This is a genomic window from Agrobacterium sp. 719_389, from assembly GCF_900188475.1.
Classification (GTDB): Bacteria; Pseudomonadota; Alphaproteobacteria; order Rhizobiales; family Rhizobiaceae; genus Agrobacterium; species Agrobacterium radiobacter.
Map to the genome: position 1 here is coordinate 217,022 of NZ_FYEM01000002.1, position 17,931 is coordinate 234,952.

Genomic DNA, 17,931 nt, shown 5'->3' on the forward strand with positions numbered 1-17,931 from the left:
GATTATCAATTAATATTGTTGAAGGTATACATTCAACACAATTTCCACGGGTATTATGAAGCTTTATTGACAAAATTGCACGGTTTTTCGTTCATAATCGCGTGTCCACGCCGCGATTTATTATTTTTGTGGCGCAACGCAACGCACCGTTGCGGCTTGAAAGATGGCTCCATCCGGCCACACCGATGGCTTGAAAGCCGAATCTGTCCCAAATTTTCCGATTCATCGCGTCGAATTCCCCAAGCGCTTCCCTATCGCCGAAATGCGGAATCCAGACGAATGGTCGTTTCTGACCGGAACGTGTGACATTTTCAAGAAGGACATTGTTGTAAAGCCTTGGCAGGCATTTGTTGGTATCGATGGCCGGTGAAACCGGGATGGGATTTCGTTCAATCGCAAAGCCTTGCCGCGCAAGCGAAAGGACCGAGGCGTCCAGCTTTTGTTTCAGATCGGTTGCTGCGCGGGCATTGCATCCGCCTTGCGCGACGGGATCGGCAACGAGCAATAACGGCCGCCCCCCGCTCCTCAGACCGGTAACGGAAACGAACTGGTCAACGTGGAAGCCGCATTGGTGCATTCTTTCGCCGGCAATCTTTGCTCCGCAAGTCTCTGCCGCGGAAAGATCTAAAGAAACCGGGATATTGCCGAGATCCTCCGGCCGATATCCGAAACTGAACACGCTTCGGCCGTCGAGAGCCTCAACCTTTCGCCACCGTTGTGACGGGATGGAAGCATTCTTTTGGATGCCACTGTCATCCTGCAGGCTGGAATGGCCCACCAGCCGAAAATCCGGGCCGACGAGTTGATTGCCTCCTGCCAAAGCGACATCGGAATGCGTGGTCGTCGCTCCCATATATTCGGCCAGAGTGACGCCGACGGCCTTTTCCGCCCCCAAAACAAATTCCGTCACGACATCTCCGTCGTGATCATCTCTCCGTACATGGAACATATCCTGTAGCCATGGATGCGAAACGCTGCCGTTTCCGGCAAGGGGTATCAGCTCGGTGGGGCAGGAGATTGGCAGGCTATCGAGCCAGCTTTGCGCCGGCGCAAGACAGGCGAGATCGACCACGATAGCGGCAACGATATCCGCTGGCAGGGCCGAAAGCAGGTTTCCGATGGGAATGAGCGGAGAAACGGTGTCAGCAGGCCCGTTCTCTGCAAAAAAGGCGGCAGGCAATGCGAGTGCGATCGTGCGGATCAGCCCACCGCAATCGGACACCAAAGGCAGGGGCTGGACGGCGTTCAAGACGTCTTGTCTCCTGCCGTCTGCCGTGCGGCCAATTGCTGGAAAAACATCGTGTTCTGCAGTTTCCATGCTGGCGGCGGCGAGGATGGCAGCGTCGCGCCCGAGAGTACCGCCACAAGCCTCGTCGCATCGTTTCTCTTGACGGAAACCGCATTGGACGCGAGCAAATCTGCCGTTGCGGAGCCGAGGCCGGCTTCGGCAGCGATGGAGCGCCATGTCCTGCGGGTAAAATGCAGGTTGCTGGCGGCACGCGCGAGCGCGTCCTGTTGCTCTGGGGTGAGGGCGTCGCGGCAGGCCGCAAGCGTCGCCTCGGCGTCGACCAGCGCAACTGTCAGCGAACGGTAGGCGAGTTCGCCGGGTGCATGGCTCACCGCCACATCGGCATCGGAAAAACGTTGCCCGTCCCGATAGGCCTCGAAAATCTCACCGATGCCGATCATGCCGAAGGAGGTGCATTCCGCAGCGCGGAGCGCCCCCATGCTGGCGGCGCCGAAAACGCTGACGCCGCTCGACAGCGCATAGAGGATTTCCTTGTGCCAGACGGCGGCGCAATCGCCGTAAAGTCCGTCGATCAGTCCGATCGCTCCGATGCCTTGCCGGACCGCGTCGAAAATATCGCCGCAAGCCGCCGGACCGCGAAGATCGAGGCCGGACAAATCTTCGCCAGCGATGCCATGGATGGACGGGCCTGCAAAAACCACCGGCTTCATCCGAGGCCTCCGACAGTCAGCAAGTGATCGAGGGTGCGCTGCGAGATACGTTGCAGGCCGCCGCCGGCCGGGGAAAGGCCGCTTGCCAGAACCCGTACGACATGCAGGCCGGATACGTCCGTTTCCAAGGGAAAGACATAGATATCCTCGATGCCGCCGGCGAAAAGGTGCGTCGCAAGCGGGCGCCATGGCGGCGAAGACACGGCACTATCTGCAAAATCGAGATTGACCGGCACCCTCTCCACCGGCCGCGCGCCCGAGGCCGAAGGTCCTGCGGCGACCCTATCCCGCTGGTAGCGGAGAGGGGAGAGATCGTCCCTCGCACCGCTGATATCGGTCAATCGCGACTGGATCGCCTCCAGCAGCGCGGCAATCGCAGCGCCATGCATATCAAGCCGGCAGGCCGCACCCGCGGCGCTGCGGGTGGCCGGCCCGTCCTTGGCCTGAAGAGAGCGGGGCAGGCTTGCCATCACCACCGGCACACCAAGCCCATTCGTCATGTCGAAGAAGGACGGCGGCAGCCCGATATCCGACAGGCGTCGAACAAGAGCGTCAAGGGAAGGATCGACGCCCGCCGGAATGAGGATCGGTTGAGGTGCGATGGCGCGTGTTTCGAAAGTGTCGACGAGGAAGCAGGCGTCATTTTCAATGAGTTCGAGCAGGGCATGCAGAACCGCATGGTCATGGTCGAACCCGGCTGCGAGCCCTTGGGAACTCATGCGGAAGGCCCGCCGGTCCCAGGGGAAATCCACGCGGAAATCCATGCCGACGAGCTCGTAAGGGGCAAAAACCTCCCGCCGCCGGCGAATGGATGTTCCCTTCACCCAGGCGCGTTCTTTTTGCGGATCGAGAGCATCCGGATCCACCCTGCCGACGGTTTCGAGGGGAATGAGAGGAACCCCTTTGTCCCGCATCTCCTTGATGGAGCTGAAAGCAGCGATATGTTTGCGGGTTTCTTCGGCAACCGCGCCTTCGATTGCCTCCATGATCGCCGATAGTCGGGCCTGTTCCGTGACAAGCCCCTTGCCCTGCGATACCGATAGCCCGCGTGAATTGGGCCGGGTCGCGAACCAGACGGGAATGCCGATAATATCGAGACCGGTTACATCGCCGATGCGGGTAATCCCGAACCGCCGAAGCAGTCCGGGATCGAAGAACGAAGCGTCGGCATGCCTTGAAGCCGCTGTCGCTGACATGGGAGCATCGGCGCCGGTCAAGGCTGCGCGACCACGATCAGGGCGCCGTGTTGCCGTCGTCGGCAAGGATGGCGTCGAACAGTTCGCCGGTGACGGAGCCGGCCGGACCGACAGCCTTCAGGGCGGCTTCGATCGGCGCCTGTACCATGCGGTTGAAATCCCAGCCGGCGTCGCTCACTTCGCCAATAAAGGCGAAATCGGCTTCGGAAACCACGGCGCCACCGGCGACGAGGGCTTCGATGCCCTGAATCTGAACCTGGTCCAGTTCGGCTTCAGGCTGGCCGTTCTGGCGAACGAGCATGGATTTTGCAGCGGCTGCCACGCGGGCATAACCATCCACGCCGGGATGGCTGGCTTCATAGGCGGCAATCGTCTCATGCGATACGGACGCAACCCTGAGCGGCGCCGTGCGAATGAAGAGAACGCCGAAACCCTTTTTTCCGACAATGAAGAAATGCGAGGACATAATATCTCCTATTTGATCCCAGCTAATCGAAGTGCGTGATAGAATTTTTCATTCGCTACCGGGTCTCGGTCTGGAGACAGGCTACTGATCTCCCTCGCCGTCATACCCGGATAGTTTTCCTGAAGCCTGCCGCCGGTTTCCCGGGCGGCGGCCAAATCTCCATGCAATGCGTGGCTTGCGGTCAGAACACGCAACGCCGGCTCGTCATTTTCCATTCGCCCGCACAGTTCAACCGCCGTGCCATAATCCTCGCGCTTGAACGCAATGCTGGCGCCGGCCCACCAATAGATGTCGGGGGCGAGCGGATTGAGGTCGATGGCCTGCTGAAACTTCTCCCAGGCGATTTCCGCATCGCCGAAATGGGCGAGCGCATCGGCATGCTGAAGCAGGAGGTCGGCGGAGTTGGGCGCCAGCGCCTCCGCCTCGAAGAATTTTTCAGCGGAGATGTCGAAATCCCGCTGGTAGAGCGCCACCACCGCGCACATCCAGTGACCGACACCAAGAGCGGGGTCGATCTCGACGGAGGAATCCGCTTCCGCCTTGGCGCGATGCAGGAGATGGGGGTCGTTGCCGCCAAGCATCAGCCATTCCAGCTGCAGGCTCTGCGCGACGCGGGCGCGGGCAACCGCCAGGCTCTGGTCGAGATCGACCGCCTTGCGGAACATCGAACGGGCTCTTCGAAGAAGCGGCAGGTCGCATTTGCCGCGCAGAAGCTGTTGGCCTTCCAGCAATTGCCGGTAGGCCTCACCGCTATGGTTGCGGTCGGGTTCCACCTGCAGCCGCTCGATTTCGCGGGCGAGCGCTGCGGCCACCTGTTTTGAGAGCAGGCGGAAGGCGGCGTGGATCTGCCGCTCGGTCAGGACCGCTTCCAGCGACCAGACGATTTCACCGCTTGCATCCTCGATCAAGGCAACCGACATGCGGGTTTCGTCGAATACGGTCGAAATGATGCGGTAATCCGCCCGCAGCATGGCGTAGCTGTCATCGGCCCGCTGATGCGCCAGTGCAAAGGTGCTGTGCGGCGAAAGCACGGTGAAGGTCCGGTATCGGACAAGGCTGTTGGCGACATCCTCGACGAAGGCCTGCATGACCGGCGAGACCGGCTGTCCGTCGACCCTTGCCGGGCGAACGAATGCGACGCGCGGTTTAGTCTGGGATTTTCGGCGGTTGCCGTCTTCCGGTTCGGCGGGGGCCGCTATCGTGGCGGTCAGACTTTGTATTCGCCGCCTCAGCGCCACGGTTTCCGCTTCCGGCGAACGACCTTCCTGGCGGAGCTGCTCCATCAGAAGCTGGTGCATGCCGTCGCAGGCGCTGATATTTCCGATCCGCGCATAGGCCGCCATGGCGGCGCGGTAGGTTTCTTCGCGCTCCGGCTCGATCTTGCAGGCGCATTCGGCAAGCCTGGCGATATCGTTCGAACTGGCGCGACCAAAACGTGTCAGTTCCTCCAGAAGCTGGGTGTAGGAGGAAAAGAACAGATCCCTGAGACGACGGCGCTCCGAAAGCAGCCAGAGATAAAGATGATCCTGCCCGGCCTCCAGCCCCTCCAGCAATTCGCCGCCGAATTCGAGCAGCGCATTGAGCCGCCGCATCGGGTCTTCGGCCCTTGCGCCGGCAAGGAAGATGGCAAGGTCGGTTCGCTGCGCCAGCTTGCCGGCCTTCAGATCGTTTCCTTCGGTCAGAAGGATCGCCTCATCCTCGTTGGGAAGCTTCTGCAGGCGCAGGATCAGCTGCCGCAGGTTGCCGAGAGCCCTTTTCTGCTCGACATTTTCCCACAGCAGCGATGCGGCGTGCTGGCGGGAAAGGGACTGGTTCGGCGCAAGGATGAGGGCGGCGGTGAGGGCGAAACCCTTGGACGGAAAAAATGCCTCCCGCACCGCATCACAGCGCGGGGTGCCAAAAAGCCGGATCGGTATCAGTTCAGCGTTCCCAGCCACTTTCGTCCCCTCATGAATCATCATCTAACAACGTGCCCGGGAAATTGAAAGTCATCATAGCGTTCCATTTGACGCTGGTGTGACGCGGCCTGCCTATTGTCGCAGACAGAAGCATGAATGACGGGTGGAAAACAGCGGACATGCGGCGGGCAGGCATCGGGATTTTTCGAAAGTGATAGCGTTTAACGGAAGCTACATGGCCTTCGAGCCGCGCATCGAACCTTATCAGCGTGCCGACGATGTCGGATATGCGGTGAGTGAATTCATGTGGTTCAAGGGTCGTCCGTTCTATCCGGTCTCGGCGCTGGTCCATGCGAAGGTCGCGCATGCCAGGCTGTCGGCGAAGAAAGGCGATGAGGAGGACGAGGATAATCTCGATATCCTCTTTCGTATGCCGTTGGTGGCGGGCGGACACTTTTTCGAGATCGTGCTGCGGTCGAATGAAGGGACGTCCTACGGCGGCTGGGTGTGGGGAGAAGAGCTGGAAATCCTGAATGAATTCGTCAACGGCTATCGCGTTCTGGCGGGGAAGTTCGACGACAGGTTCATCCGGTTCGAATACTCAAAGCGGTTTCAGCGTTACCGGACGATCGAGCCGCTGCCGGTGGAAAAATCCGTCTTCCTGATCCAGCGGGAAGCAAAGCCCTATGCGGGCGGGCGTGGACTACCCGGAGCGCTGGTGCCCTGATAGGGGGACGTCTTTGGGCGTGAGGGCGTGGACGGCACGGATTGCGGCATCCCGGTAAAGCGCGGCTTTATCGGAGGTCGTCAGGGAATATTTTTATTTTTATTGTGTGGAAAATTATGATGCTCAATAGAGGTAAAGTGCGTAACAGGGGGATGTCACCGCAACTTGCGGCGGTGAATTGCGCTTCCAGCGACGATATGCTTTCCGATGCGGAGAGCGTTGATGATGGGTCGCGCCCGCCTCCGCGCAATGACAGGCTTTACGTCGTCAGCGAACCGATTTCCCGGACATTGCCCCCGTTCACCCTCGAAGATGATCGAGCCGGGGAGGAGACGCCGGCCAGGATCGAGATCCGCAACAGCGTCGTGGATTCCGATATCAGGGCGGCAAAATGGGCCTGGGCGATATTGGCGATCGCGCATTGCTGGCTGATTTATTTCATGGTGCACAATCTCGGGGGGTGAGACGTCCGCCGCCACCCTCTGCATGCTCTCAGTCCGTTTCGCCGATGCCGTGCAGGATCATTGCCGCCGCGCCGAAGGCCACGGGGTCCGTTGCGGCGACCCCGGGCAGCAGGATTTGCGGCTGGATGACCTTTGCGCCGCTGAACGGATCCGAAACCTCATAATCCAGCCATTTCGCCAGTTTTTCGCGCACCATTCTCGGTAAGGTGCCGCCGACATAGATGGCGTCGGGCGCCAATACGGCGCTGACGGCAAAGCCAAGGCGGGCAACCTGTGGCCCGGCCCGGTCCAGCCACGCGTCGAGCACGGCGGTGTTGCGGGACAGGTAGTCCGTCCAGATGTCAGGAGCCCGTCCGGAGGGTTTTTCGCCGACATGCTCGAGGCACCAGGCCGCCAAATCTTCGAAAGAGGGCCGTGAGTTTCCGCGACCACGCAGGGCGCCGATCTCGCCGGCATTGCCGAGAAAACCGCGATAAAGTTCGTTCCTGATGATGATGCCGCCGCCGATACCTTCGGACAAATAGAGATAGGCGAAATTTTCGTGCCCCGCCGTATTGCCGAGCGTGAGTTCGCCCATGGCCGCCGCATTGGCGTCGTTTTCGATAATCACCGGGCAGCGCAGCGCCTCGCGCAGCATGGCGGAAAGGTCGGAACCCGCCCAGGAAATGACCTCGTCAGCAAGATCGAGCGACATCGCCTCGTTGCGAAAGCGGGTGGGCATGGCAATCGCCGCACCGATCAGGTCGTTGCGGCTAATCGCGTTTTTTGAAAGCAGCGCTTCGGATCCTTCCTCAAGTGCCCGCTGGACATCGGAAAACGCGTCATAGGAACCGCGCATCTGCAATTCGCCAACGATCTCTCCGCCGAAATTCAACAGCGTCAGCATCACCGAATAACGATTGGCATGGGCGCCGAGAGCATAACCGACGGTTCTCTTGAGCATGAGGTCGATATGGGGAGCGCCCCGGCCTTCCTGCCGGCGCGCGCCTTCCTCGATAATGCCGCGTTCGAGCAGGTTGCGAGTCATCATGCTCACGGCAGCCGGTGTGACGTTGCAATATTCCGCAAGTTCGACCCGCGATGCCGAGCCCTTGCGCCTGATGTAACCCAGAAGCGCGCCCTGTGTCGCGCCGATACCCGCAAATCCGCCGTTTCGTTTCTCAGCCAAAGTCCTGCTCTCCCAGCTTTAGCGCCGGAAATGTCATAAAGCTGTAAATTAAGCAACTTAATTAAATAATCAGTTTCAACGGGAATGCACCTCATGTTTAAATCTCTTTCCCTGGCGGCCACGGTCGCCCTCGGCGCACTTTTGCCGACCATTGCCTTTGCCGAAGACATCAACGTCAAACTCTGGACGCTCGCCGACAAGAACGCGCCCGCCCGCGTCACCAACATTGAAGCGGCGGCCGGCATCATGAACGCGCAGTTCAAGGCCGCCGGCGTCGACAAGCGCATCGTCATCGACACGAACAATAGCAGCGTGCAGGGCTGGGACGGTTTCGCTCTCGATACGCTGAAGGCATTTTCGGTGGGGCAGGGCCCGGATATCTACATTCTGCCGCATGAATGGATTGGCCAGTTCGCGCAGGACGGTTATGCCATGCCGATGGAAGACAGGATCGCCGCCGCCCCGTGGGTCTATGGCGATATTCTTCCGGTCCTCTGGAATTCGGCCAAGGGCGCCGACGGCAAGATTTACGGTATTCCACAGGACGCGGAAATCCGCATGTTCTTCTACAACAAGGACATGCTGCGCAAGATCGGCAAGGACGAGGCCTTTATCGAAAGCCTGCCGGCCAAGGTCGATGCCGGTGAATTCACGCTCGATGATCTGACCGCGCTGTCGAAGGAAGTGGTCGACGGCAAGGCCGCTCAATATGGCATGCTGCATCGCCCGAATGTCGGTATCGACTATCTGATGGTGTTTCAGTCCTATGGCGTGAAGTTCATGGACGAAAAGACCGGCAAGCTTGTCTTCCCCAAGGCGGAAATGGTGAAGGCGCTCGGCTGGTATGAGCGCAACGCCAAGCAGGGCGTCACGCCGGTCGACAATACCGCCATGAGCTGGGAAGCCATCCAGACCGCCTTCAAACAGGAAAAGGCCTTCATCTTCCATCAGGGCGTGTGGGCCGTTGCCTGGCAGGTGGGCGACAAGAACGGCGCAACCTGGCCGACCGATCGCGAAGGATATTTCAACAAGATCGGCTGGATTTCCGCACCGGCAGCCGAAAAGGGCGGCAAACCGGCCAACCTGTCGCATCCGTTGCTCTATACCGTCAACCCGAAGAGCGCCAATGCCGATATTGCCGCCGATCTCGTGGCGCTGGCGACCTTGCCCTATTTCAACAACGAGCACGCCGTCACTTCCTATCACACGGCCATCAGCAACGCGCAGACGGCCATGCCGAAATACCGGGACAACTGGGTTCTTTCCGCCGCTTCGCCGATGATGAAGGACGCACGGTTCGTGCCTAACCACACCAAGTTCGGCAGCTACAACAAGGTGCTGTTCAGCGGCCTGCAGGCGGTCGAGACCGGCAAGATGACGGCCGAACAGGCGGTCGATTTCATCGCCGACGAACTCGAACTGCAATTCGGCGCGGATATCGAAATCCGCGAAGCCGCAAGCAACTGAGTTTTATCAGACACCACGCCGCCCGGTTACGCCGGGCGGCTTTCCCGTGTTCCCACCGGTATATCGTAATGTCTCAGTTCCAGCTCAGGGCGCGTCGTCCGGCCCGGCCGATTTTTTATCTGGCGCCGGCTCTTGCCCTGCTCGGCGTCTTTTTCCTGGCGCCCATCGTCGTCAATCTGGTGATCGCCTTTACCGACATGGGCGCAAATCTGAGGGTCGGCAAATTCACGGTCGAGAATTTCCAGCGCATGGTGCAGCGTGATGTCCGCCTGCCGATCGTGCTTTTGACGACATTCATCTATGTCGGCGCAACGCTGTTTTTCTTCAATATTGGCCTCGGCGCGCTCCTGGCGGTTACGACGACGGCGATACCCGACAGGCTTGGCAATTTTTTCCGTGGCCTGTGGCTGCTGCCGCGCATGAGCCCGGCCGTACTTTACGGCGTGCTCTGGATATGGATTGCCGATCCGACCTCCTCCGGCCTGCTCAACCAGTTCCTCGGTATACTCGGCGCACCGGTGCTCAACCTGCGCAACGACTTTCCGCTGTTCCTGGTGGTGGTGGCGAACGGCGTCGTCGGCGCATCCTTCGCCATGGTCATCCTGACATCGTCGATCCGCTCGATACCCTCGCATCTCGCCAATGCGGCGCGTGTCGATGGCGCCAGCGAATGGGGCGTGCTCCGCCACGTTATCGCCCCGGCGCTTTCAGCTCCGATCCGTTTCATCACGCTCTATCAGGCGCTGTCGCTGATGACGACCTATGAATATATCCTGCTGATCACCGGCGGCGGCCCTGTCTATGACAGCACCACCTATGCGCTTTATATCTACCGGCGCGCCTTCGAAAACGGTGCTTACGCCTATGGCGCGGCGCTGGCGCTCGGCCTGATGGCCATCGGCGTCGCCGTGACCCTCGTTCAATGGCGCGTCAGCAACATGCGCGCGACTTTTGCCCCCGCCAAGATCGAGGTGCTGTGATGACGCTTGTCCAAAGCCACGCCCGGCGCGCCTCCGATCTGAAACCGGACTGGGCGCATCTTGAAAGACGCAGCCGCGCCCATCGTGCCGGCTTCCTTCCCGTCATCCTCGTGTTTCTCACGGTCGTTTCCGTCCCGGTTCTCCTGCCCTATCTCTGGCTCTTGGTGAAATCGCTGACCAGTTCCGACGACAATCTCAGCCGGCTGGTGCTGTGGCGCAGCGGCGCGATTGCTGCGCTCGCCTATTTCGGGGCGATTGCGATCGCGCTGTTTTCAGCACGCCTGCGCAACCCCGCACTGCTCTGGCTCGCGCTCGGCGTCGTGGTGGCGGCGTTGGTCTTCGTGCTTGTGCTGCCGCATCTGACCATCGAGAATTACAGCTTCCTGTGGAGCCGTGACATCGAGAAAACCGGCAATACCCGCATCGCGTTGATGCCGTCCGTCTGGACAGCCATGCGAAGCTCGCTGCTGTTTGCCGCTTCCCAGACCCTGATCGTTGCGCTGGTCGCCACGCCGGCCGCCTATGCGCTGTCGCGCTTTGCCTTTGCCGGGCGTGAAAACATCCTGCGCGGGCTTCTGCTGCTGCATGCATTTCCCGCACTGGCGCTGACTGTCGCGATCTTCGTGCAGCTGCATTACATGGGGCTGCTCAACAATCTCTTCGGTGTCGTGCTGGTCATGAGCGCGCTGGAATTGCCCTTTGCGATCTTCGTTCTCAAGGGCTTTTTCGACAATGTCCCCTGGGACATCGAGATGAGTGCCGTCACCGATGGCGCGACCCGTTTCCAGGCCTTCCGCATGGTGGTTCTGCCGCAGGTCAGAAGCGGGCTGATAGCTGTCGCCACCTTCACCTTTCTGCGTGGCTGGGAAGAATATGTCTTCGTCCAGACCCTGCTCATCGAAAAAAGCCAGATGACGATGAGCCTCTACCTCTTCTTCGTGGCACAGGACAGCGTGGGCGTGAATTACGGCATGATCGCCGCTGTCGGCATCATCTATCTGCTGCCTGTGCTGATCATTTACATCTTCACACAGAAATACATCACCCAGATGAGTTTCGGCGGGATCAAAGGATAATCGCCATGGCCAGGATCACCCTCGACAAAGTCACCAAAAGCTGGGGCGACACCCGGGTTCTGCAACCCATGACGCTGACGATCGAAAACGGCGAATTCGTCGCCGTTCTCGGCCCGTCGGGATGCGGAAAATCGACCACGCTTTTCCTGCTCGCCGGGCTTTACGCGCCGACCGGCGGAGAGATCGCCTTCGACGGCCACAACGTCAACCGCATCGATGCGCGCGATCGCAATGTCGGCATCGTCTTCCAGTCCTATGCGCTTTATCCCAATCTGACGGTGCGGCAGAACATCGCCTTTCCGCTGCGTTTCAAGGATGTGCCGCGTGAGGAGGCGGCGCGGCGGGTGGAGGAGGCGGCAAGCCTCGTGCAGATCAGCGCGTTGCTCGACCGTCGGCCCTCGCAGCTTTCCGGCGGTCAGCAGCAGCGCGTTGCGCTGGCTAGAGCGTTGGTCAAGGAACCGAATATCCTGCTTCTGGACGAGCCGCTCTCCAATCTCGATGCGACCCTGCGCATCACCATGCGGGCCGAGCTGAAAAACCTGCAGAAGCGCCTGAAGATCACCACGCTGATCGTCACCCATGACCAGATCGAGGCGATCACCATGGCCGACAGGATCATCTGCATGAATAATGGAGCCATCGCCCAGATCGGCACGCCTGACGATCTTTATCGCCGGCCCAACAACCTGTTCGTCGCCGGGTTCATCGGCACGCCGCCGATGAACCTTCTGAAGGGGCAGGCGCAGGGCGAGCAGCTGTGGATCGGTGATGCCCGGCTCCACATCAATGCCCGTTGCGACGGTGAGATCACCCTCGGTCTGCGCCCTGAGGACATCACCCTCACCAAGCCAGGAGAAGCGCGGCTGGAGGGGCCGGTTACCACTGTCGAGCCTATGGGGCGCGAGGTTTTCTACAGTATCGACACACCGGCAGGCGTCATCCATGCGCTGGAATATGGCGAGACGATAAGGCATGCACCCGGCCAGCGGGTTGGCATCAGCTGCAAATCCGGCCTGACTCTTGTTTTTGACGCCGCCGGTGACCGCATTGCCGGACTGCACGCTGATCTTTCGCACAATTCGACCATGCCGGCGCGTCAGCCGGAACCCGTAAACTGACAGGACATTCCATGCCCAAAATCGTCTCTCATCGCGGCGCCAACCATTTTGCGCCCGAAAACACCTTTGCCGCCGCCGATCTCGCCCTGCAGCAGGGTGCGGACTATATCGAGCTTGATGTGCGCGAGAGCGCGGATGGCGTGCTGTATGTCTTTCACGACGAAACGTTTGACCGCACGACCGACGGTGCCGGGCCTATCGGCCATGCCCTGTCGAGCGAGATCGATGCGCTGGATGCGGGCAGCTGGTTCGGGGAGAGCTTCAAGGGCGCTGTTGTGCCGCGTCTTGATGCCTATCTCCGCCATTTGCGCGGCCGCTGCGGCGTTTATGTCGAGCTGAAATATTGCGATCCCGTCAAGGTCGCCGCCCTGGTGCGCGATCTCGGCATGTTGCGCGATACTTTCTTTTTCTCCTTTTCCGAGGAAATGTGCCGCGGTCTGCAGGCCATCGCGCCCGAATTCCGCAAGATGATGACGCTCGACATCGCAAAATCGCCCTCGCTGGCGACGGCCGTGCACCATGCCTCGATCATAGAGATCACGCCGGCGCAGATGCGGCGGCCCGGTCTTGTCGCGGCATGCCGCAAGGCCGGTCTCGAAATCATGGTCTATTACGGCGGTGATGACATCGACCTTCATAAAGAGATCGCATTGGCCGGGGTAGACTACGTCAACATCGACCGCCCGGACCTGTTCGATACGGTGCGCCGTACCGCGCGGCTCCCTGAATTCGCATAACCTTCCTTCCCCTTGGAGATCATGACATGAGCAATATTATAGGTACCGGCTTCAACGCCGGCTCGGACGATGGCGAACTGGCCACCCTTGAAAGCGATCTTCGCGCGCTTGCCGAAATTGGCTGCGATACCGTGGAAATCGCCGCAACAAGCCTCGATATGATCGCTGGCGGCCGGATCATAGAGGAGCGCGCCGACCGTTTCGTGTCGCTCGCAAAGCAGTTCGACTTCCGCTACACCGTGCACGGTCTCGTTTCTTCGAATTTCATGGACCCGGTGACATGCCGTTACCAGATCGATGCGGCCAAGGCGCTTGCCGTTCTTTGTGACCGTATCGGCGCAGGCATTCTCGTCCAGCACAGCGGCGCCCTGCGCGCCGACCAGATCGCCGAACGGGCCGATGCCGACAGCCGCGAGCGGGAAGCGCTTTTCGAACTGGCGCAGTTCTGCAGTCCCTATGGCGTGCGTATCGCCCTCGAGAATATCTTCTCCACCGAGCCCGGCCAATATCGCCAGACGCCGGCCGAAGTGGCTGCGACCGTGAAGGCTGTCGGTCACGACAATGTCGTGGCGCTAATCGACTTCAGCCATGCCTATCTCGAATCCACCTATCGTGGCCTCGATTTCCGCGATGAGCTTCGCGCCATGGCGCCGGTCGCCGGCCATCTGCATGTGCACGATTCCTTCGGTCGCCCGCAGGGCTTTTATCAGCCTTATTTTGCCCAGGAGAACACGGCGCTCGGCATCGGCGATCTGCACATGCCACTCGGCTGGGGCGACATTGACTGGCAGGACATCTTCTCGGAACTTTCCTTCCTGCCCGACACCGTGCTGATGATGGAAATCGGCCGCCGTTATCGCGCCGAACAGCCGGCAAGCCTCGAAACGGCGCGGCATCTGATGTCGCTGAATGCCGCCCGCACACAGCTCGCAGCCGAGTGATGGCCTGAACACGGTGTAGTCCGACAGGCTGATGTTTGAAACACCGGCAGTCCCGATGCGACTGCCGGTGTTTTTGGTTTACGCTGCCCAGTCGGAGAGCGAATAGGCCCTGATATAATCGATCATCATCTGCGAGCCGTCGCTGAAATCAGTATCCGATGGTGTTCCCGCGGTTCCGCCGACGGCAAGGTTGACGACCATATACATGGAGTCATGCATATCATCAGGCGTGTCCGTCTGCGCCACGGCGACATCGTCGAAATACCAGGTTATGTGTTCCGCATCCCACAAAACGCCATAAGTGTGAAACCCTTCCGTGCTCGGCACGCTGACATTGTTGATGACCGATGTCTGTTCACCGGTGGTGTTGGAATGGGCGGACATGATGAGCGTATTGGGATTCTGGCCGCGCATTTCGATGACATCGAGTTCCGGCGGCCAGGAGCCGTCTTCGGGCAGGAGCCAGAAGGCAGGCCAGGCGCCCCGGTCGGTCGGCATATCGGCGCGAATTTCGAAATAACCATAGGTCTGGCTGAAGGAGGAATAGGTGTTCAGCATGCCGGAGGTGTAATCGTAACCCTCGACTTCGTCGGCAATCGATTGCGCGGTTTTTTCGGCAGATATCGTCAGGACGCCGTTTGCAACGTTGAACGGATTGACCTCCGACGTGCCGGCATAAGAGGGATTGATGTACCATTGCGCCTCGCCATTCGTCGTCAGCGAGCTTCCCTTTTCGGGTGCCCACCAATATTTGGCGTCCCAGGTGCCCTGATCGCCGTTGCGCAGGGACAGCGCGTCGAATTCATCGGCAAAGGTCTGGATGAGAGACGATCGATCGAGGCTGAGTTCGAACTGGTCGGCCTGAAGATCGTCTATGGTTGTTCCCGCAAGAACGATGGCCTCGCCATTCGAAAAATTGAGCCACAGGTCGCTGCCCTGTTGCGTGGCGTTGCCGGCCAGCTGATCGAAGGATGTGATGCCGTAACCATTCAGCCGGATCGTGTCATTGGCGCTGAAATCCATGATGAGATCAGTGCCGTTGCCGCTCGTAAAAACGAAAGTGTCGGCCCCGCCGCCACCGATCAGCACGTCGTTGCCGGCCCCGCCATCGATCGTCTGGCTGCCTGATCCGCCGGTGATGATATTGTCGAGTGAATTGCCGAAGGCATAACGACCGTCACCCGTTACCCTGAGATTCTCGAAATTGTCGGGCAGGGTGTAGCTCATCCAGGTATCGATGGTGTCTATGCCCTCCCCGGCATTTTCGACGGCGCGATTGATACCGGAATAGAGATAATAGATATCGTCGCCCGTGCCGCCCGCCATCGTCACGTTGACGGAGCTGTCACCCCACATGGAATCATTACCGGCGGTGCCGGCGAGCTGCGGGCCGGAGCCCGTGGCGGAGAAAAATCCGGTGGAACTGCCGCTGTAATAGAGTGTGTCTCCAAGCGCATTCACTACTGTCCGGGCCATGAACCATCTCCTGTCCGTTAGCGTTGGTATCCTCACTCCTCCTGCTGCACACCCTAACAGGGCAAAAAGCCTCCTGTTAGGCCGAAATATGAGGGGTATGTTCCCTTGCGGTTGCATTCTGCTGTTGGCCGGGCGCGTTGTCATCGGCCGGTTCCGCCTGTTATATGCCGGGTTTTGAACCATCGGCGCGCTCTTGCTGCACCCCTGCGGGTGATGGCAAGATTGGGGCGGATTGCAGATGTCCGGGCGGCATCTGAGGAATGGAGTATCAGGATTGAGCGTAGCCTTTACCAAGGAAGACAGCGCGGAAACCGCAGCCGAAACCGTTCTGCCGGATCGGGTAATCTCGCCTCATCCCAATCTGGTAACGCAGTCCGGACTTAAGGCGCTGGAAGAGCAGTTGCGGCTGGCGCGGGAGGCCTGTGAGGCGGCCAATGCCATTGAAGACATCAATGAAAGACGGCGTATTTCCGCCAACCCGCTACGGGATCTGCGATATTTCTCCGAGCGGGTCCGCACCGCGCAACTGATGCCTGATCCGCCAGCGGACGGCGTCGTCGCCTTCGGCAGTCTGGTGACGTTCAGCCGCGATGACGGACGAACGCAACGGTTCCGGATCGTCGGCGAAGATGAGGCCGATCCTGCTGCCGGAACGATGTCCTATGTCTCCCCGGTTGCAAGGGTGCTGATGGGAAAAATGGCTGGTGATCTGGTCAGCTTGGCCGGCAGGGAGATCGAAATCATCGAAGTCGCCTGATACCCAGGCCGGACTGGGTAAACCAGGCCCTCAAAAATAAGAGCCTCTTTATTGCTATCAGCCGTTAGACAATAAGGAGTTCAGGCCCGGATTGCCGATGACGCGTCCTTCTTCTCGGTGGCGAGCGCCATCTGCGGTTCCAAGCATCCGCATCACTGTGTTCTTCAGGAAGAGCCTGAAGTCCAGATCTATGGCGGCGTAGGCGAGGGCAAGCCCCACATGGGCCATGAAGACAGGATTGAAATTCAGCTCTTCGAACTGATAGCCGATTATGATCCCGATCGCCGAATAGACGAAAAAGCCGATCTTGCGTTTTCGGAAAACTGCATAAAACAGCGCAAAGGCGCTCATCATGCAAAATCCCAGGCCGGAAGCGTAGGCAGTGGCCATAAAGCCGTTATGGGGCGTGCCGATCTTTGCGATACGCGCAAGCTCTTCGTATCGAGCGGTAAATCCGATGCCCAACGGATGCAGGAACATGACCTGAAAACCGCCGGTGATCGTCTCCCACCGCTCATGCAAGTTGTTGCTGCTATTGCTGTCTTCGAGAAAACGTTTTGAAAATACCTCCCCCGCAAAGTCGAAAGCGCCGAGCGGCAGAACCGCGGCAATGACAAGGGCGCATAAAGCAAAGCCGAAATAGGTGCTGAGCAGCATTTTGACCGAAAAATTCCGGACGTAGAAATAAAGCCCGATGGCGAGTACGGCAAACACACCCGAGCGGTTGAGTGTGAGCGTAAAGCTCGCCAGATATATCAGCAGAAACACGGCAAACAGCGCGGGCCGTCTTTGGCGTTCGGCGAGATAGGCAGCGGCGGCTCCGGCAAGCGCGAAGGCTGGTCCAGCCGTGTTTCCCACAGGCCAGATACCGCCTGCCTTCTCGACGCGCAAAAGCAGCGGCGTTATTTCACCTTTTGCCGCGAGTTCCAGAACGCCCGCTTCATCGAACATGAAGGACAATCCGACGGAGGCAAGCTGGTCATGAATGACGATGTCAAGGAAAAGCAGGATTGTCACGGCTATGAAGCCCGCAAACATGCCCCAGCAGAACAGCTCGAGAAGGTTCTCCTTGAACAGCATATAGGCAAAGAACAGAAAATAGACCGCATAAAAATAGGTCATCGCCGTCGTATAAAATTCGCCATCGCCACGCGCATCTGCAAACAGCGCCGTGAGGGCAAACAGGACCGTCAGCGGCAGGAGGTAAAACAGGACGATCGACGGCGTCAGACAGCGAATGTAAAGCAGCGCAATGACGGGCAGCGTCATCAGCACCAGCATGTCGGTAATGTTGAGGAAACGCAGGCCGATATTGCTGGTCACCACATTGCACTGAATGAAGAAACCGATGGAAAAAACGAATATCGCGAGAAAGACGCCGGGAATATTGATTGTTTTCGAGGGATAAAGCGGCATTGCCAAAACAAAACCCGGTAGAGCGGGCAGGCGCGATGCCGCATGATTTTTTCGTCTCTTCATTCGCGGCCTTTATCTTTTGTAG

Annotated in this window: 17 protein-coding genes; 9 read left to right on the plus strand and 8 right to left on the minus strand. The window is 59.3% G+C overall.

Annotation, left to right across the window (positions count from 1 at the left end; all coding sequences use genetic code 11):
* Nucleotides 1–91: 91 nt before the first annotated feature.
* Genes CFB10_RS04740 through CFB10_RS04760 form a run of 5 tightly spaced genes read right to left on the minus strand, consistent with a single transcriptional unit; the run spans nucleotide 92 to nucleotide 5,582 of the window.
* Nucleotides 92–1,249, minus strand: a complete 1,158-nt coding sequence (locus CFB10_RS04740; protein WP_020012130.1) for a hypothetical protein — start codon at nucleotides 1,247–1,249, stop codon at nucleotides 92–94.
* A complete protein-coding gene (locus CFB10_RS04745) occupies nucleotides 1,246–1,959 on the minus strand; it encodes a TfuA-like protein (RefSeq protein ID WP_020012129.1) in 714 nt (237 codons plus the stop codon). Before CFB10_RS04745 ends, CFB10_RS04740 begins: the two co-directional genes overlap by 4 nt.
* The gene (locus CFB10_RS04750) at nucleotides 1,956–3,155 is read right to left on the minus strand and encodes a YcaO-like family protein (RefSeq protein WP_020012128.1); all 1,200 of its coding nucleotides are present in this window, start codon (nucleotides 3,153–3,155) and stop codon (nucleotides 1,956–1,958) included. The genes CFB10_RS04745 and CFB10_RS04750 overlap by 4 nt, the downstream gene beginning before the upstream one ends.
* 37 nt (nucleotides 3,156–3,192) lie before the next feature.
* Nucleotides 3,193–3,621 carry a hypothetical protein gene (locus CFB10_RS04755; RefSeq protein WP_020012127.1) on the minus strand — a complete coding sequence of 143 codons (429 nt, stop codon included), beginning with the start codon at nucleotides 3,619–3,621 and terminating at the stop codon, nucleotides 3,193–3,195.
* Nucleotides 3,622–3,629: 8 nt separating this feature from the next.
* Entirely contained in the window at nucleotides 3,630–5,582 is a 1,953-nt protein-coding gene (locus tag CFB10_RS04760; RefSeq protein ID WP_020012126.1) for a BTAD domain-containing putative transcriptional regulator, read from the minus strand.
* 172 nt (nucleotides 5,583–5,754) lie between these two features.
* On the opposite strand from CFB10_RS04760, the gene CFB10_RS04765 reads away from it, so the two are divergent.
* Together CFB10_RS04765 and CFB10_RS04770 are read left to right on the plus strand one after the other, a co-directional pair.
* On the plus strand, nucleotides 5,755–6,246 hold the full coding sequence (locus CFB10_RS04765) for a hypothetical protein (RefSeq protein WP_020012125.1): 492 nt from the start codon (nucleotides 5,755–5,757) through the stop codon (nucleotides 6,244–6,246).
* Between the two features lie 41 nt (nucleotides 6,247–6,287).
* Nucleotides 6,288–6,710: a hypothetical protein gene (locus CFB10_RS04770; RefSeq protein WP_081629670.1), complete on the plus strand. Its 423-nt coding sequence runs from the start codon at nucleotides 6,288–6,290 to the stop codon at nucleotides 6,708–6,710.
* A gap of 28 nt (nucleotides 6,711–6,738) precedes the next feature.
* On the opposite strand, the gene CFB10_RS04775 is transcribed toward CFB10_RS04770, so the two are convergent.
* Nucleotides 6,739–7,878, minus strand: coding sequence for an ROK family transcriptional regulator (locus CFB10_RS04775; protein ID WP_020012123.1), 1,140 nt, complete (start codon nucleotides 7,876–7,878; stop codon nucleotides 6,739–6,741).
* Between the two features lie 93 nt (nucleotides 7,879–7,971).
* Between CFB10_RS04775 and CFB10_RS04780 the strand changes: the two genes are divergently transcribed.
* The 6 genes from CFB10_RS04780 (at nucleotide 7,972) to CFB10_RS04805 (ending at nucleotide 14,197) form a co-directional block, all read left to right on the plus strand.
* A complete protein-coding gene (locus tag CFB10_RS04780; protein ID WP_020012122.1) occupies nucleotides 7,972–9,345 on the plus strand; it encodes an ABC transporter substrate-binding protein in 1,374 nt (457 codons plus the stop codon).
* A 68-nt stretch (nucleotides 9,346–9,413) separates the two neighbouring features.
* On the plus strand, nucleotides 9,414–10,325 hold the full coding sequence (locus tag CFB10_RS04785) for a carbohydrate ABC transporter permease (protein WP_020012121.1): 912 nt from the start codon (nucleotides 9,414–9,416) through the stop codon (nucleotides 10,323–10,325).
* The gene (locus tag CFB10_RS04790) at nucleotides 10,325–11,401 is read left to right on the plus strand and encodes a carbohydrate ABC transporter permease (RefSeq protein WP_020012120.1); all 1,077 of its coding nucleotides are present in this window, start codon (nucleotides 10,325–10,327) and stop codon (nucleotides 11,399–11,401) included. Before CFB10_RS04785 ends, CFB10_RS04790 begins: the two co-directional genes overlap by 1 nt.
* 5 nt (nucleotides 11,402–11,406) lie before the next feature.
* Nucleotides 11,407–12,519 (plus strand): ABC transporter ATP-binding protein, encoded by a 1,113-nt coding sequence (locus tag CFB10_RS04795; protein WP_020012119.1) that lies wholly within the window; start codon nucleotides 11,407–11,409, stop codon nucleotides 12,517–12,519.
* Nucleotides 12,520–12,530: 11 nt separating this feature from the next.
* Nucleotides 12,531–13,256 carry a glycerophosphodiester phosphodiesterase gene (gene ugpQ, locus CFB10_RS04800; protein WP_020012118.1) on the plus strand — a complete coding sequence of 242 codons (726 nt, stop codon included), beginning with the start codon at nucleotides 12,531–12,533 and terminating at the stop codon, nucleotides 13,254–13,256.
* Nucleotides 13,257–13,282: 26 nt separating this feature from the next.
* A complete protein-coding gene (locus tag CFB10_RS04805; RefSeq protein ID WP_020012117.1) occupies nucleotides 13,283–14,197 on the plus strand; it encodes a TIM barrel protein in 915 nt (304 codons plus the stop codon).
* 78 nt (nucleotides 14,198–14,275) lie between these two features.
* Here the strand turns inward: CFB10_RS04805 and CFB10_RS04810 are convergent, their stop codons facing one another.
* Complete coding sequence (locus tag CFB10_RS04810; protein ID WP_026364023.1) at nucleotides 14,276–15,673, minus strand: family 16 glycosylhydrolase; 1,398 nt, start codon at nucleotides 15,671–15,673, stop codon at nucleotides 14,276–14,278.
* 274 nt (nucleotides 15,674–15,947) lie between these two features.
* Here CFB10_RS04810 and greA point away from each other — a divergent pair, with 274 nt between their 5' ends.
* Nucleotides 15,948–16,430, plus strand: coding sequence for a transcription elongation factor GreA (gene greA / locus CFB10_RS04815; RefSeq protein ID WP_020012115.1), 483 nt, complete (start codon nucleotides 15,948–15,950; stop codon nucleotides 16,428–16,430).
* Between the two features lie 57 nt (nucleotides 16,431–16,487).
* Here the strand turns inward: greA and CFB10_RS23980 are convergent, their stop codons facing one another.
* Nucleotides 16,488–17,909 (minus strand): hypothetical protein, encoded by a 1,422-nt coding sequence (locus CFB10_RS23980; RefSeq protein ID WP_026364022.1) that lies wholly within the window; start codon nucleotides 17,907–17,909, stop codon nucleotides 16,488–16,490.
* Nucleotides 17,910–17,931 lie beyond the last annotated feature (22 nt).